The organism is Streptomyces sp. NPDC032091 (genome assembly GCF_055580265.1).
On the sequence record NZ_JBVILR010000033.1, the window covers coordinates 73,021 to 88,243 of the forward strand.

General features: G+C 71.6%; 16 protein-coding genes and 1 tRNA gene. 10 read left to right on the forward strand and 7 right to left on the reverse strand.

Features of this window, described 5'->3' with window-relative positions; all coding sequences use genetic code 11:
* Positions 1–194: 194 nt before the first annotated feature.
* Positions 195–890 carry a hypothetical protein gene (locus ACZ5NJ_RS34925; RefSeq protein ID WP_468770412.1) on the forward strand — a complete coding sequence of 232 codons (696 nt, stop codon included), beginning with the start codon at positions 195–197 and terminating at the stop codon, positions 888–890.
* Between the two features lie 182 nt (positions 891–1,072).
* Positions 1,073–1,642, forward strand: coding sequence for a peptidase inhibitor family I36 protein (locus ACZ5NJ_RS34930; RefSeq protein ID WP_468770413.1), 570 nt, complete (start codon positions 1,073–1,075; stop codon positions 1,640–1,642).
* Positions 1,643–1,740: 98 nt separating this feature from the next.
* Here ACZ5NJ_RS34930 and puuE read toward each other — a convergent pair whose 3' ends face one another.
* Entirely contained in the window at positions 1,741–2,658 is a 918-nt protein-coding gene (gene puuE, locus ACZ5NJ_RS34935) for an allantoinase PuuE (RefSeq protein ID WP_468770414.1), read from the reverse strand.
* Between the two features lie 116 nt (positions 2,659–2,774).
* Between puuE and ACZ5NJ_RS34940 the strand changes: the two genes are divergently transcribed.
* From ACZ5NJ_RS34940 to ACZ5NJ_RS34960, 5 genes are all read left to right on the forward strand, one after another.
* On the forward strand, positions 2,775–3,869 hold the full coding sequence (locus ACZ5NJ_RS34940) for an LLM class flavin-dependent oxidoreductase (RefSeq protein WP_468770415.1): 1,095 nt from the start codon (positions 2,775–2,777) through the stop codon (positions 3,867–3,869).
* On the forward strand, positions 3,866–4,540 hold the full coding sequence (locus tag ACZ5NJ_RS34945) for a CE1759 family FMN reductase (RefSeq protein WP_468770417.1): 675 nt from the start codon (positions 3,866–3,868) through the stop codon (positions 4,538–4,540). Before ACZ5NJ_RS34940 ends, ACZ5NJ_RS34945 begins: the two co-directional genes overlap by 4 nt.
* A 121-nt stretch (positions 4,541–4,661) precedes the next feature.
* A complete protein-coding gene (locus tag ACZ5NJ_RS34950) occupies positions 4,662–5,816 on the forward strand; it encodes an oxygenase MpaB family protein (protein ID WP_468770418.1) in 1,155 nt (384 codons plus the stop codon).
* Positions 5,817–5,905: 89 nt separating this feature from the next.
* A tRNA-Arg gene (locus ACZ5NJ_RS34955) sits at positions 5,906–5,995 on the forward strand.
* Between the two features lie 91 nt (positions 5,996–6,086).
* On the forward strand, positions 6,087–6,602 hold the full coding sequence (locus ACZ5NJ_RS34960) for an RICIN domain-containing protein (RefSeq protein ID WP_468770419.1): 516 nt from the start codon (positions 6,087–6,089) through the stop codon (positions 6,600–6,602).
* Positions 6,603–6,704: 102 nt separating this feature from the next.
* Here the strand turns inward: ACZ5NJ_RS34960 and ACZ5NJ_RS34965 are convergent, their stop codons facing one another.
* The 4 genes from ACZ5NJ_RS34965 to ACZ5NJ_RS34980 all read right to left on the reverse strand — a co-directional run bounded on the left by ACZ5NJ_RS34965 (position 6,705) and on the right by ACZ5NJ_RS34980 (position 11,608).
* A complete protein-coding gene (locus ACZ5NJ_RS34965; RefSeq protein ID WP_468770420.1) occupies positions 6,705–9,122 on the reverse strand; it encodes an MDR family MFS transporter in 2,418 nt (805 codons plus the stop codon).
* 203 nt (positions 9,123–9,325) lie between these two features.
* Positions 9,326–9,928, reverse strand: coding sequence for a tyrosine-type recombinase/integrase (locus ACZ5NJ_RS34970; protein ID WP_468770422.1), 603 nt, complete (start codon positions 9,926–9,928; stop codon positions 9,326–9,328).
* Between the two features lie 285 nt (positions 9,929–10,213).
* Positions 10,214–10,645 carry a DUF2690 domain-containing protein gene (locus ACZ5NJ_RS34975; RefSeq protein ID WP_468770424.1) on the reverse strand — a complete coding sequence of 144 codons (432 nt, stop codon included), beginning with the start codon at positions 10,643–10,645 and terminating at the stop codon, positions 10,214–10,216.
* 102 nt (positions 10,646–10,747) lie between these two features.
* On the reverse strand, positions 10,748–11,608 hold the full coding sequence (locus ACZ5NJ_RS34980) for a peptidoglycan-binding domain-containing protein (RefSeq protein ID WP_468770426.1): 861 nt from the start codon (positions 11,606–11,608) through the stop codon (positions 10,748–10,750).
* 296 nt (positions 11,609–11,904) lie between these two features.
* Here ACZ5NJ_RS34980 and ACZ5NJ_RS34985 point away from each other — a divergent pair, with 296 nt between their 5' ends.
* Entirely contained in the window at positions 11,905–12,714 is an 810-nt protein-coding gene (locus ACZ5NJ_RS34985; protein WP_468770427.1) for a helix-turn-helix domain-containing protein, read from the forward strand.
* A 233-nt stretch (positions 12,715–12,947) separates the two neighbouring features.
* On the opposite strand, the gene ACZ5NJ_RS34990 is transcribed toward ACZ5NJ_RS34985, so the two are convergent.
* Positions 12,948–13,280, reverse strand: a complete 333-nt coding sequence (locus tag ACZ5NJ_RS34990; RefSeq protein WP_468770429.1) for a hypothetical protein — start codon at positions 13,278–13,280, stop codon at positions 12,948–12,950.
* A 763-nt stretch (positions 13,281–14,043) separates the two neighbouring features.
* Here ACZ5NJ_RS34990 and ACZ5NJ_RS34995 point away from each other — a divergent pair.
* Both ACZ5NJ_RS34995 and ACZ5NJ_RS35000 read left to right on the forward strand, forming a co-directional pair.
* Entirely contained in the window at positions 14,044–14,307 is a 264-nt protein-coding gene (locus ACZ5NJ_RS34995) for a helix-turn-helix domain-containing protein (RefSeq protein WP_468770431.1), read from the forward strand.
* A gap of 132 nt (positions 14,308–14,439) precedes the next feature.
* Positions 14,440–14,775: a hypothetical protein gene (locus ACZ5NJ_RS35000; protein ID WP_468770433.1), complete on the forward strand. Its 336-nt coding sequence runs from the start codon at positions 14,440–14,442 to the stop codon at positions 14,773–14,775.
* Positions 14,776–14,800: 25 nt separating this feature from the next.
* Here ACZ5NJ_RS35000 and ACZ5NJ_RS35005 read toward each other — a convergent pair whose 3' ends face one another.
* Complete coding sequence (locus ACZ5NJ_RS35005) at positions 14,801–15,016, reverse strand: hypothetical protein (protein ID WP_468770435.1); 216 nt, start codon at positions 15,014–15,016, stop codon at positions 14,801–14,803.
* Positions 15,017–15,223: the final 207 nt, after the last annotated feature.

Consider the following 15,223-nt stretch of genomic DNA (forward strand, 5'->3'; position numbering starts at 1 on the left):
CGGGCCGGATCCGCTTCCACGACCGCGCCGACCACCTGATCGCGGTCTCCGTACCCGCCCCGGCAGTGCCCCGTCCGCCCAGCTGACCGGAGTCGGCCACCCGAGCGTCCCCCGACGCCCCCGACGCCCCCGCGGCCACACCGCTCCGGGGCCGCCGTCCCGCCCCGCGGCCGTATCCGGAAGAATGCCTTCCCATGATCGCGCGCCCCTCGGACGACCTCCCCGCCGCCTTCGCCCGCCTCGGCGGTGAGGAGGACGCCCGCGTCTGGGGCGAGCTGTGGGACGACCTGTGCCATCAGGGCTCCGTCTACGACGACAGCTTCGCCGCCCTCCCGCACCTGGCCGCGATCGCCACCGGCCGTGCCCCGGGCGCCCCCCTCGACGCGGTCCTGATGGCGGGCCTCATCGTGTCGGCGGCGGACGAGGAACGCACCGCCCGCCACGCGGGCGAGACCGCCGCCCTCCTCCCCGTCGCCCGCGCCCTCCTCGACGCCGCGACGGACGACGCCCCCGCCTTCGTCTACCTCCTCCAGTGCGTCCTGGCCTTCGAGGGCGAGCGGGTGTGGAGCGCCGGCCGCCTGGAGGGCCTGTTCGAGCAGGAGTACGAGCTCGACTGCCCCGCCTGCACCTCGGCGCTCCTCGTCGCCTTCGGCGGCCACCACGCCTTCGCCCCGGACGGCAACGCCGTGACGGCCGACCCGGCCCGGGCGGCGCTCCTGCCCGCCGAACCGGCCGCCCTCGCCCCGCTGCCCGCCCGCCTGCACCGCACGGCGACGCGGGCCGGCCACGAGGACATCGCGCGCGGCCTGACCCATCTCTTCGGCCGGGCCACCTGCCCGTCCTGCGCGACCGCCTTCACCGTCTCGGACGAGGTCGGCAAGCACCCCTGACCCCCCGCGTTGTCCGCCGGACAACCGGGTTGTCCACCCCTTCCATAAGCGCTGACCTGCACAGACGCAAGCCGGACCGTCCGGCCAATCTGCGCTCCGGTCAGTCTTCCGGCGGACGGGGCGCCGACCGGGCACCCCGCCATCCGGCCCACCCGGTGGGCCCGGACGACCAGGGGAGAACCATGTCATCGACGCGTATCCGCCTGGCGGCGCTCGGCGCCGCCCTGCTCGGCGCCCTCGCCGTGACGGGCCCGGCCCAGGCGACCGACACCACGGCCACACCCTCGCAGACCGCCTTCTCCGCCCAGGCCAGGTCGGCGGGTCTGAGCAGTGCGCAGGCCGATGAGCTCCAGCGCACCGTGGACGCGAACCTCGCGGCGACCGGCGGCCGGCAGGTCGGCGCCAACAAGATCGCCTTCGGCCGGGGGAGTTACCGCCTGCTGACGCTGCCGGGCGAGCAGCGCGCCCGTGACCTGGACGCTCCCCGCAGCCTCGCGGGCGAATGCCCGTACGGCTACGGCTGCCTCTGGTCGGGCACATGGTTCACGGGCGACGAGGACTTCGTGTACGAGTGCGGCGACCGGCACATGAACAACTACACGGGGACCGGCTCCTGGAAGAACGCCCAGCCGTCCAAGTACCGGATGAAGTTCTACGACCGTAGCGGCGTCCTCCGCTGGACGTCCCCCGGCGGTCCCAGCTCCGACCCCCAGGCGGACTGGAACTGGGTAGGGGCGGTCGCCGCCTGCTGATCCGCACCCCGCACACCGAGGGCCCCCCGCCGCCCCGACGGCAGGGGGCCCTCACCCCTGCGCCCGCCCGCGCCCCTCACCCCCCGCCCCGCGGCCCCTCACCCCCGCGCCCCGCCCGGCGGATGCGCGGCGAGCCAGTGCCGCGCGATCTGCTCGCGCGTGGCCACCCACCCCCCGCCGAGCTGCGCGACGTGCCGCAGGAACCCGTCGAGCGCCCGGATCCGCCCGGGCCGCCCGATGATCCGGCCGTGCAGCCCCACGCTCATCATCCGCGGCCGGTCGGCTCCCTCCGCGTGCAGCGTGTCGTACGTGTCGACGAGGTAGGCGAGCATGTCGTCGGCGGTGGTGAACCCGTGCACGATCAGGAACTTGAAGTCGTTGGCGTCCAGCCCGTACGGCACCACGAGCCGCTCCCGCCCACCCTCCCCGACGTAGAACGGCAGGTCGTCGGAGTAGTCGTCGGAGTCGTACAGGAACCCGCCCTCCTCGGCCACCAGCCGCCGCGTCCGCACACTGGTCCGCCCGGTGTACCACCCCACCGGCCGCCGTCCGACGAGCCGCCCGATCGTCTCGACGGTCCGCGCGATGTCGGCCCGTTCCACCTCCTCGGGCACGTCGCGGTAGTCGATCCACCGCCACCCGTGCCCCGCGACCTCCCACCCGGCGGCCCCCATCGCCCGCGCCGCGTCGGGGTTGCGCTCCAGGGCCTGCCCCACCGCGAACACGGTCAGCGGCGCCCCGTGCGCCCGGACCGTCCGGTGCACCCGCCAGAACCCGGCCCGCGCACCGTAGGCGAACATCGACTCGACGTTCAGGTCCCGCCCGCCCTCGACGGCCGGCGCCCCCACGATCTCGTGCAGGTACCCCTCGGCGCCGTCGTCCCCGTCCAGGACGCTGCGCTCGCCGCCCTCCTCGTAGTTCAGCACGAGGCTCACGGCGACCCGCGCCCCACCGGGCCAGCCCGCGCGGGGCGGTTCGGCGCCGTACCCGACGAGATCACGCTCATACCCGGACACGGCCCGCACCCTACTCCCCGCACCCCGCGCGAGCGCCGCCGACAGGCGGGAATACCCCGCCCGCCCCCTCGGTTCCCGGGTATAGTTGAATTCTCAACAACCCTGGAAGGGGAGCCATGCAGTTCGGGATCTTCACCGTCGGCGACATCACCACCGACCCGACGACCGGACGCGCGCCCGGCGAGCACGACCGCATCAAGGCCATGCTCACCATCGCGCAGAAGGCCGAAGAGGTCGGCCTCGACGTCTTCGCCACCGGCGAGCACCACAACCCGCCGTTCGTCCCCTCCTCCCCGACGACGATGCTCGGCTACATCGCCGCCCGCACCGAGAACCTCATCCTCTCCACCTCCACCACCCTCATCACCACCAACGACCCGGTGAAGATCGCCGAGGACTTCGCGATGCTCCAGCACGTCGCCGACGGCCGCGTCGACCTCATGATGGGCCGCGGCAACACCGGCCCGGTCTACCCCTGGTTCGGCAAGGACATCCGCGACGGCATCGACCTCGCCATCGAGAACTACGCCCTGCTGCGCCGCCTGTGGGACGAGGACACCGTCACCTGGAAGGGCAAGTTCCGCACCCCGCTCCAGTCCTTCACCTCCACCCCCCGCCCCCTCGACGGCGTCGCCCCCTTCGTCTGGCACGGCTCCATCCGCTCGCCCGAGATCGCCGAACAGGCCGCCTACTACGGCGACGGCTTCTTCCACAACAACATCTTCTGGCCCGCCTCCCACACCCGGCAGATGGTCGAGCTCTACCGCGAGCGCTACGCCCACTACGGGCACGGCACCCCCGAACAGGCCATCGTCGGCCTCGGCGGCCAGGTCTTCATGCGCCGCAACTCCCAGGACGCCGTCCGCGAGTTCCGCCCGTACTTCGACAACGCCCCCGTCTACGGGCACGGCCCCTCCCTGGAGGAGTTCACCACCCAGACGCCCCTCACCGTCGGCTCCCCGCAGCAGGTCATCGAGCGCACCCTGTCCTTCCGCGACTACGCGGGCGACTACCAGCGCCAGCTCTTCCTCATCGACCACGCCGGCCTGCCCCTGAAAACCGTCCTGGAACAGCTCGACCTCCTCGGCGAAGAGGTCGTCCCCGTCCTGCGCAAGGAGTTCGCGAACCTCCGCCCCGCCGGCGTCCCCGACGCCCCCACCCACGCGTCCCGCACCGCCGCGGCCGCCCGGCCCGAGGGAGCCCAGGCATGAAGCTCGTCGTCGTCTCCGCGGGCCTGAGCAACCCGTCCTCCACCCGCCTCCTCGCCGACCGCCTCACGACCGCCACCCTCACCGCGGTCGCCGCGGCCCACCCGGAGGCCGCTCCTCCCACCCCCCGGGTCATCGAACTGCGCGACCTCGCCACGGACATCGCCCAGCACCTCACCACCGGCTTCCCGCCCGCCCGCCTGGCCGCCGCCCTCGACGCGGTGGCGGCCGCGGACGCCCTGATCGCCGTCACCCCCGTCTTCGCCGGCTCCTACAGCGGCCTGTTCAAGTCCTTCTTCGACCTCCTCGACAAGGACGCCCTCACCGGCACCCCCGTCCTCCTCGGCGCCACCGGCGGCACCACCCGCCACTCCCTCGTCACCGAACACGCCCTGCGCCCCCTGTTCACCTACCTCCGCGCCCCCGTCGTGCCCACGGCCGTCTACGCCGCCTCGGAGGACTGGGGCCAGGAGGGCCTGGACCACCGCATCACCCGAGCGGCCACCGAACTGGCCCGCACCCTCACCCCCGCCCACCCCGTCCAGGACGCGGCCACCCCACCCCCGTCATCCGCCCCCCGCTCCACCACCGGCGCCATCACCTCCCTCCCCCCGACCACCCACACCACCCTCATCCCCTTCGCCCAGCGCCTGGCGGCCCTCCAGGCGGACTGACGGGCGGATACGCCACAGGGGTGAGGAACAAACGATCCGCCGTCGGAAGCCACTTCTGGACCCGGCCCGGCCGCCGCGAGCATGGCGCCGACCGAAGCCCCCGGAAGGAAGCTGGTTCCCCGTGGCCCTGACGACCGCGACGATCGCCGCAGAACTCGAAGCGGCGAACAAGGTCGGCGACCCGAAAGCCGACGCACTCGTCTCCGACCTGATCGACAACCAGGAGATCGACGGCGTCAACGCCCTGTTCCGCACCGTCGGCACCCTCACCCCGGGCCGGGACCTCTCCACCCTCCCGCCCCGCCTGGCCGAGTTCCTGAAGGAGGCGACCGCCCCACCGCCGGACTGGTCGGAAGCCGACACCAAGGCAGCCGAGTCCTTCTTCGCGCACCACCACGGCGAGGTGTCCATGCTCCAGGGCACCGTCGGCCTGATCGGCACCTACCTCTCCCCGACCGGCGCCCACACCCTCCGCTCCACCGGCCGCCTCGGCGGCGTCGAGGGCCCGGGCCGCCGCCTGTCGCAGTCCTCCCGCCTCTTCCTCGACATGGGCGACAAGAACGCGCTGCGCGACGGCACCCTGGCCGCCAACGTCACCAAGGTCCGCCTCGTCCACGCCTCGGTCCGCCAGCTCCACAAGAAGAGCGGCACATGGGACTACGCCCGGTGGGGCGAGCCCGTCTCGCAGAAGTACACCACCGGCGCCGCCTTCGTCTTCTCCACCCAGATCCTCCAGGCCATGGACCGCCTGGGCCTCGACGTCTCCAAGGACGACGCCCGCGGCTTCATGTGCGCCTGGCACTACGTCGCCCACCACCTCGGCACCCCGGAGAAGTGGCTCCTGCCCAAGGACCCCGACCTGGCCGAGGTCCTCTGGAACCAGGAACGCGACAAGGAATGGTCCAGGACGGACGACGGCGTCTTCATGACGCGGCAGGCCACCGACTTCTACAAGAGGTTCTACCCCGGCCCCACCCACGACGCGTTCCTCGCGATGGTCCGCCACGCCCTCTCGGACAAGTACGCCGACATGGCCGGCCTCCCCAAGAACGTCCTGGACACCGCCGCGAAGCCCCTGGCCGCCGGCCACGACCTGGTCAGCGGCCTCGGAGGCGGCCTCCTCGGCGGCACCGCGCAGAAGGCCACCGGCGTCAACCCCTACAAGGAGATCGTCGGCATCGCCTCCAAGGGCTTCCACGAGATCCAGAAGTTCGCCCTCACCCACGACCAGGACGACCAGCCCCAGATGCACCAGGAACTCCACGACAACCGCTGAAGCCCCCTGCGCCGACCGGTCAGCGCCCGGTCAGCGCGCGTCGTGCACTCTGGTTCCTGTGACCGGGCGGGAAACGGCCCGGATCACAGGGAGAGGTGCCCGGAGCGGCTGATCGGGGACCGACCACGCGTCGTTCGGGTTCTCCGAAACCCACGCAGGTTCGAATCCTGCCCTCTCCGCCCCGCGCCGGACCCGACCAAGATCAAAAACCCGATATGATCACCTTTGCCGCCGATCGAGCGGCATGACCGATCATCAGGGACACGCACCATGAAGAACACCGCGAAGCTCGCAGCGGTGGCGGCGACCGCCGCGGCCGTCACGCTCGGCACGTCGACGGCCAGTTACGCCTCGGGAACCGAGTCCTGGGTCGTCAACTCCTCCAACAAGTGCCTGGAGGTCGAGAACTCCGGCAAGGCGAACGGCGCCCGCGTCCAGCAGTGGTCCTGCAACGGCCAGGCCGGCTCGTACTGGTCCTTCGTCAGCCTCGGCGGATCCACCTACGCGGTGGTCAACGCCAACAGCGGCAAGTGCCTCGAAGTGGAGAACGGCTACGGCCACAACGGCGCCAAGGTCCAGCAGTGGAGCTGCAACCTGAGCCTGGACCACCAGAAGTGGCAGTGGCTGCGCTCCGACTTCGAAGACGGCACCAAGCTCCGCAATGTCGCCTCCGGCAAGATGCTGGAGATCGAGAACTCCTCCAAGCAGAACGGCGCCAAGGCCCAGCAGTGGTCGAGCGCCAAGGTCTACGGCCAGAACTGGGCCATCCACGCCAAGCGCGGCTGACCTACCCCGCACCTCGCCGCGTCGGCGGTAGCACCACGTACGCCCAGTACGCGGGCGCCCCGCCGACGCGCCGACGCCCGGACACCCTCGGCCAGGCCCCCCTCACACGGAGGTGTCGCCGGCCACCCAGGGCGCCCGGCCCTTGACCAGCACACCGGCGGCCAGCGCCCCCAGCAGCAGGCAGCCGCCCGCCCCCCACAGACTGTCGCTGTAGCCGTGCAGCAGCTCCTCGGCCTGGCTCTCCTCCGCCGCATCGGCCAAGCGAGCGCTGATGAAGGTCATGAGCAGGGCCGCCCCGATCGACTCGCCCACCTGCTGGGCCGTCACCACGACCGCCGAGACCACACCGGAGCGCTGCGGGTCGACTCCGGAGGTGGCGGCGGAGAAAAGCGGCCCGAAGGCCAGACCTCCGCCGAAACCGGCGAGGAGCATCCCGGGCACCATATGGGACCCGTACGCACTGCCGGAGTCGGCCCCGGCCAGGACCAGCGTCCCGGCGGCCGCGGTGACCAGACCCACCGCGATCAGCACACCGGGCGCGACGCGGTCCTGGAGCCGCGCCGAGACCTGCGTGGCGGCGACGACGGCCGCGAGGGCAAGCGGCAGCACCATCACCCCGGTCATGCCCGGTGTGGACCCGAAGACGTACTCCATGGAGACGCCCAGCGCCGGCACCAGCGCCAGGAACCCGGCACCGGTCAGCACCATCACCAACGCGCACCCGAGTCGCTCACGCCCCCCGGCCACCGCGGTCAGCCGCCACACGCAGGCCGCGAGCAGCAGGACGCCCACCGCGACGAGACCCAGCACCAGGGGAGTGCCCCAGCCGAGCCGCCCACCTTCGTCCAGGCCATAGACCAAAGCAGGAAGTCCCACAGATCCGAACAGCACGCCGAGCGGGTCGAAGCGGCCACCGTCGCCGGGCGGCCGGCCGGGCAGCAGGGTGGCCGCGCCGGTCACCGCGAGCGCCGCGAGCGGGACGGCGGCGAACTGCGACACGCGCCACGACGCCAGCTCCGCGAGCCAGCCGCCCGCGAGCAGACCCAGCGCCCCGCCGCCGGCCGCGACCGCCCCGTAGATCCCGAAGGCCCGGGCCCGCTCCCTCGGGTCGGTGAAACCGGTGGACACCAGGGACAGCGCGGCCGGCGTCAGCAACGCGGCGAACGCGCCCTGCAGGGCGCGCGCCCCGGTCAGCAGCCCGGGCTCACCGGCCGCGCCGCAGAGCGCGGAGCCCAGCGCGAAGCCGACCAGGCCGATGATCAAGCCCCGCTTGGCCCCCACCCGGTCACAGACGTACCCGCCGGGCAGCAGCAGCCCGGCGAAGGCGACCGCGTAGGCGGTGACCGCGTTCAACCCGCCGTCGGCGAAGCCGAGATCGGCCTGGACGGTCGGCAGGGCGGTGCTGAAACCCATCACGTCGAGCAGCACCAGCAGCTGCGTCAGCGCGATCACCCCCAGCCCCCACCACCGCCTCGGGTCCGACACCACCGGCGGCGGCCCGAACCCCTCCGCCACCGGGGCCGTGGCCGGCGCGTACGCAGGCGGAGGAGGCGGCGCATCCACCGGCCGGTGCTGGCGCGGCACGGCCGGCACACGCGGATCCGGCAGCGCGGCCGGCGACTCGGGCCCCCAGTCCAGCAACCGGGCGGCACGACGGCCCAGTTGCGCCAGCACCGCCCCCGGCAGCCACTCACCCGCCTGCTCGACCGCCGTCCGCTCGGCGACCTCCTGGGGCGTCGGCCGGTCGGCCGGGTCCTTCTCCAGGCAGGCCCGCACGAGCCCGGCCAGCGACTGCGGAACACCGCTCAGGTCCGCTTCCTCCTCGGCGACCCGGAACAGATGGGCGTTCAGCCCGGAGTCGGCGGCGCCGAACAGGAGCCGGCCGGTGGCGGCGTACACGAGGACGGCACCGAGACAGAAGACGTCGCTGGCGGGAGTGAGCTCCCGGCCCCGCACCTGCTCCGGGGACATGAAACCGGGGGAGCCGATGAGCATCCCCGTCCGGGTGTGCAGGCTGTCCCCGGCGAGGCTGTCCATCGCCCGCGCGATGCCGAAGTCGATGACACGGGGCCCGTCGACGGTCACGAGCACGTTGGACGGCTTCAGATCCCGGTGGATCAACCCCGCCTCGTGCACGGCCCGCAAGGCGACCGCGAGCCGGTTGGCGAGCGTGTGCACCGAATAGTCGGGCAGCGGCCCGAAGTCCTCGGCGACCACGGTGCGCAGATCCGGCCCCGGAATGTACTGCGTCGCCACCCACGGCACGGCGGCATCCGGATCGGCGTCGAGCACCGCCGCCGTCCAGTCCCCGCCCACCCGCCGGGCGGCGGCCACCTCGCGCGCGAAACGCCGCCGGAACTCGGGATGCCCGGCGTGCTCGGCCTGCACGACCTTCACCGCGACGGTCCGCCCGCCCTCGGAACGCCCCAGATAGACCAGCCCCATCCCCCCCTCACCCAACCGGGCGATCAGACGATACGGACCAATGCGAACCGGGTCTGCTGCGATCAACTGCTCCACGCCCACGAAGTATGCCAACTCCCCCCACCCCCGCCCCCACCCCCCGAACCCCGAAACCTCCCACCCCACCCCACCCGCCCCCGCACCAGCAGCCACCGCACCAGCAGCCACCGCACAGCCACTCCCGGACCACATCCGGCCGGGGCGTCGACCGCGAAGGTGTTCCGCAGTCTTCGCCAAGCCGAACTCGCTCGGTGACAGGATCAGGGCCGATACCCGGCCTCTCCCGATCCTGGCTGAAGCAGCTGTGCGTGGTCGGTGAAGACCGGCATGCCAAGGTCGACGACCAGCTGCGGCCGGCCATCGGTCGGAGCCCGTTTGAGACTGTGGAGTTTGGCCATCGCGGCGTCAAAGCTGACTTGAAGTCCTTCGACCTCGCCGAGCCGGCCGTTGGCGCGGGCCTCGCGGATGCGCTCGCGGAGGTTCTGGATGATCTCCAGGAGGCGGGGCCGCTGGCGAGGATCCATCTGGAGGACCGGACAACGGATGCAGGTCGTGCCACTCTTGTTCGGTGGGCTCGCGGTACTCGTCCTGCGGTCGGTCAGCCGGCGCCGGTCGAGGAAGCCGCGGTAGATGCGCGCGAGGTCGTCCTGGAAGACCGCAAGGTATGCCTGAGTGGTGGTCAGCGTCTTGTGTCCCAGGAAGCGGGCGGCGATGTGAACGGGTAGCCCGCCGGTGACGGCCTCGGGGGCGAACATCCGGCGGAAGTCGTGCGGCGCGTAGGTCAGCGGCTGCCCTGCCTGGTCGCGCTGGCCGGTGGCTTCCAGCGTTCGGTCGAGCCGGGGCTTGACCGCGGCCTCGCTCATGACCTGCGGCTGCCAGTAGGGCCGCCGCTGGGGGTTTCGATCATGTCCAGGAGCGTGCCACGAGGCGCAGTGCGGCGAGCTGGATTCAAGGAGATGGACAGCGGCCCTACACCCTGATGTCAGGGTGGCAGGGCCGCTTCCCGTCTTCGGTCCGGCTACGGTGCCCGCAGGGGGCCATCGCCGGGTTCAGGGCCGCGCGGTGGCGGCCGGCAACGGAGTCGCGGCCGATAGACAGGGCGCGCGGCGTGAAGTGCATCCCGCGCGTCTCTTGTGCTGGCCTGTTGATCAGTGCCAGCCGGTGCATTCCCAGTCGTTCGAGCGGCCGGTGGCAGCCTCGTAGCAGGCTCGGTAGGCCTTGTGGGCGCTGACCATGGCCGTGTACGCGTTGTAGTGCGGGGAGGCCTGCTCGACATAAGGCTTGCCGCGCTTGATGTCGAGCTTGAACCGCCATGCGCCGTCGCCCTTGTCGCTGATCACCCAGGCTGCGGTGCATGCCGCCGAGTAGCGCAGGTAGGCGGAGGGGCCCTCAGGGTTGTGCGCGATGGCGATGGTCTTGGCGTCCCGGTCACAGCGCTGGGTGTGGGGGTTCTTTCCGGTGCAGGAATTCCCCGTGCATCCCGGCGCCGCTGCGGATGCCGGCGCGGCGGTGGCGCCGAGGAGGAACAGGGTGCTGAGGCTCAGGCCCGTGAGGGCTCCTGCGAGGCGGCTGAGGTTCATTTCGGGCTCCTGTCGTATGAACGGGGTCAGGTCTTGAAACGGGAAGTAGCAGTGGGGGTGGGTGGGGGCCGGCCCCTGTGGGCCGGCCCCCACCCACGGGGATCAGCCCTTGGGGTTCCAGGCGCAGTGCACGTGCCCGTCGTGCTCGGGGTACCCGGGGCCGAAGACCTGGGTGGCGCCGAGGAAGTAGCAGGCGCTTTCGAGGCGTTCGGCGAGCTCGCGGCCCTTGCCCCTCGGGGCGACCTCTACTCCGTTGATGACGCTCGTGTCGAAGGCGACGCCCTCGTAGTGCCACGAGGTCGCGCTGTGATCGCCGCCGACGAACTCGGTGATGTTGATGGAGAAGCCGTGGTTGACGTTGAGCTGAAGGACGCCGCGGAGCATGCGCTCGTCCATCTCGACCCGCTTGCCACGGGCGTCGCCGTACGAGCTCGTCAGCGCACTCTTTCCGTCCGCCGTGTCACGGATGTTGCTGAGCGCGCTGGAGTCGAGGTGAGGGCCACCCACGGGGTCGGGGTGTGTGTTGCGCGGGGTGATGCCGTGGCGGTTCATGATCTGCTGAGCGAGCGCTGTGCGGTTGCCGCGGACCGCAGTCCCGGGCGCGCCTTCCAGGAAGGCCCGGGTCTTCGGGCCGACGGCGCCGTCGGCGTCCAGGCCATGGGCCTTCTGGAAGTACTTGACCGCGGTGACGGTGGCACTGTCGAAGACACCCGTCTTCTTTACCGGGCTGCCGAGCAGGGCCAGACGCTCCTGGAGCTGGCTGACGGCCTCACCCCTCGTGCCCGGACGCAGAGTGAGCGGGACGACCGGGGGGAGCGACCACTCGGGACTGGGGGTGAGGTAGCGGCCGGGGGAAACCGACTCGGCGTTGGCGCTGATGGCCGCGCCGGCCAGGACGAGCCCGGCCAGGGTGGCGGAGGCGAGCACGCGGCCCGTGCGGGTGGTGGGCACAGAGAACTTCATGGTGTGGCTCCTTCGGGTGTGATCCCTCGTCCGTGCATGGCGAACAGCGCCCGTACGGGGGTGGGTTGTTGGATTTCGCCGGGTCATTCCGCACCGGCTGATCTCCAGATTGCCCAACACCTCGCCGCGCTTCTACGCTGTGCGGGCCGTCGGCTCATGCAGGCATATCCGCAGCGCATGCATGGCTGTGAGCTGCGGATATGCAGAGGTCAAACGAAGGGGGAAACGCACGGATGCGGCAGAACCGACCCGTCGGGCAAGCTGGAGAACCCGAGCCCGGGGCGTCGCCAGCCCAAGTGGAGCTGGCCCGCTTACTGCAGCAGTGGCGCAAGGAGGCCGATAAAGCCCCCACGCAGGAAACCGTCGCCAGGCACGTCAACCTCAACCAGGCCACCCTGTCGCGGTACGAGAACGCCAAACAGGACGTTCCCGAACCGGTGATCCGGTCCCTCGCGGCGTTCTACCAGCGGACCGATGAGGATCTCGCGCATGCCCTCGATCTCAGGGCCCGCAGCACTGACGAGCCGCCCGTCGACTCCGCTGGGCCCGATACACCCGAAGCGCGGCCAGACCGCGGCAGGACGAGGAAGACGCTTCTCCTGGGAGTAGCGGCTGCGGTCGTTCTCGTCGGCGGCGCCGTCGCCGCCACCCTCTACTTCTCGGGCTCCGGCACGGGCACGCCCACGTCCTCGGCTTCCTCCGCCGCGTCGGTCCGGCCGGCTGCTGCGCCGACTGCATCCTGCAGTGGCAGCACCTGCGTCCACACCGAGCCGACGGCCACCGTCTGCCAGAACGACGCCGTCACCACCGCCGAGGGGCGAGACTTCGGAGTCCACATCGAACTGCGCTACAGCCCTGGCTGCCGTGCCGCCTGGGGCAAGCTGACTGGGAGCTCCCCCGGGGACCGCGTCCAGGTCTTCGGCAAGGAAGGCAACCCACCGCACCAGGAGGAATACCGGCAGCAGACCGGCCGCACGGCTCACACCCAGATGGTGGAGGCCGGCGGCCCCAACGACAGCCGCGCCTGCGCCGTCATTGACTCACGCGGCACCGTCTGCACCAGCCCCCTCCCCTCATCCGGGACCGCTGCACCGACACCACCCTAGGCGTCAACGAACTCGCCGGGCTGGCGGCCCCCGCGAAGTCGGCTCGAACCGCCTACACGGACCACCGCAGCAGTTGCTGCGGCTGACGACTGGGCGTGCCGAACACTTCGGTGGCCGGCCGGTCAGGGTGCCATTGCCGTCGGGCGGATAGGCGATCACACGGTGCACGGCCATGCCATCAGGGCCAGGGCCGCGCACCGCCGCCGCATCCGGGCTGCAGCTGCCCGAGCCGGTCACGGCTGGTACAGCCCCACCCGCTCCGCCGCGTACGTGCCATCCGGCAGGACCGCGTCAGTCAGGACGAATTCCTCCCGGGCGGGGCCGTTCCAGATCACCCTGGAGCCGGCGGCCCGGCTGGAGGGCAGGTGGACCGGCTGGCCGTCGGCGGCCCGGACCCCGAGCAGGGTGTAGGTGCGCACCGTCGAGGTGACGGCGGGGGCGGGGGAGGAGGCGCTACTGCTGGCGGTGAGGCGCCGGCGGAACCAGCCTGCGAGTGCGACGGCCGCCAGCACGGTGAGGCCGCCCAGGGTCTCGGCGGTCCAGCCGGTGAGCAAGGTGGTGAGCATGTCGGTGTCCTTCTTCTACGTCGTGATGGTGGGCGGAGCATGAAGGGACGTCAGCGCTTGCGTCTCGTCCTGGGCGGCACAGTGCGACAGCAGAGGGTTAGGCCCGCTAGCCCGTTCATCAAAGCCCGGAAGCGGCGGGAAGGGGGAGGCCCTGCTGTGCGCCTGCTGTGTGTCTCGCGTACGCCTGCGAGTCAACCTGGCCCGCGCGGCGCCGGGGAGGCACACATGGGGGCCTACAGATCGCAGAGGGGCCTACGGTTCGCCCGCGCGGACCGAGGCCGAGAGGCCAGAGGAGCAGCTACCAAGGCGCACAAGTCCCCTCCGCCCGTCCGCAGGACTCGCCGGCGGTTCGACAGCAGACGGGCCTCGAAAGGGTTCAAGAAGTCGATCGCTTTCAGCACAGACGCGAACTGGGGGCATGCCGCAACTGAACACCCCCGCACGGCCACGGAGCTCACCCTTGAAAAAGTCATACAGAAGGAAGCAGCGCGCCCTGTGAACCCTGTACAACCCACACGCTCCGCCGCGTACGTGCCGTCCGTCAGGACGGAGTCGGTCAGCTCGAACTCCTCCCGCTTTCCCACCGCGCCAGACGATCCGGGCGCTGGCCGGGCGGCTGGAGAGCAGGTGCACCGGCGGGCCGAGCGCCGAACAGGGTGTAGGTGCGGATCGGCGAGCCGGGCGTCATGGGACGTTGTGAACTGCCCGTCGACTACACCGTCCGGGCGCGCGGCGAGCTGGCCGCGGCTCGCCTGAGCTGCGGGTGGAGGCCGGGCTGACCTGCGACGAGCTCGCCTCCCGGAGCGGAGTGTCGGCGGCGACACTCAAGCGGGCGGCGTCGGGCCGCACCGTGCCGTCCTGGAAGACGTTCACCGCCTTCACCGAGGCATGCTGCAACGTGCACGGTGCGGTGATGAGCCAGCTGAGGCGCGAGTTCGGCGAGCTCGCGGGGCTGTGGCGGTCCGCCCGAGCCGCTGAACGCGGTCGACTGAAGGACCTGCGCCGCCCCCCCCTGCGCCCGAGCTGATCACCACGGCCGGGCAGCTCAGCGAAGCGCTGGAGTACTTCTACGAGAAGTCTGGTGCGCCCCCGCTGCGCCAGCTTCAGGCACGGGCGGGTGGCGTGCACCTGCTGCCGGTCAGCTCGGCCGCGCGGATCGTTGCCCGCCAGCGCCCAGCAGTGCGTCGCGTTCCTGACCGCACTCGGGCTCGTCCCGGGCATGGTGCGGCGCTTGGCCGACACCTACTACCGGGTCACGGCATACCCCACCGACTCCTGGCGCGGACCGACCGATCCGCAGTCGGCACGGGGCCACGCCTCAGACACCTCCGACATCACGGACCGCCCCCTGGGCCTTCTCCGTATGGCCGACCTGCGCCACCGTGAGGCCCAGGTTGCCATCAGGCGGGGAGAGGCGTTCGTGGAGAAGCTCCTCGCCGAGCCGATGGGAGTACGCCGTGACGGCCCTAGCAAGCGGCACTCCCAGGCGGCCTGACAACCTGACCCCTCACCGCGGTCTGTCAACGCGCCCAGTCCCGGTACTGGGTGGCCAGCCAGCGGCCGGTGTCCTCCCTGTGCTGGGTCACCCGGGGCACGACCGCGGCCAGGTGGCCGCCTTCGTCCAGGAGCTGGGTGAGGTAGGCGTAGTGCCGCTGCCAGTCCACCCACCCCAGCGTCGCGGGGTTCCAATCCTCGTCGCTCGCGGCGAGGGCCGCCGACCGCCGTTTCGCGCGCACAGGGCCCCGAGTCCGCCGGGGCTGGCGGATGTCGGGGCACCCCTTTCGTTCCAGAGCCCATCCAGCCCTGATAATGAAGCAGTGGCTGGGGTCGGCGGCGTTTACGATCGTCGGGTGATCGATTTTGCTGGGATGTCTTCTGCGGATTTTTTGATGGCTTTGAGGCGTGGCACGGCCTGTATGTGGTCGTTGGAAGCGGCTGTCTGG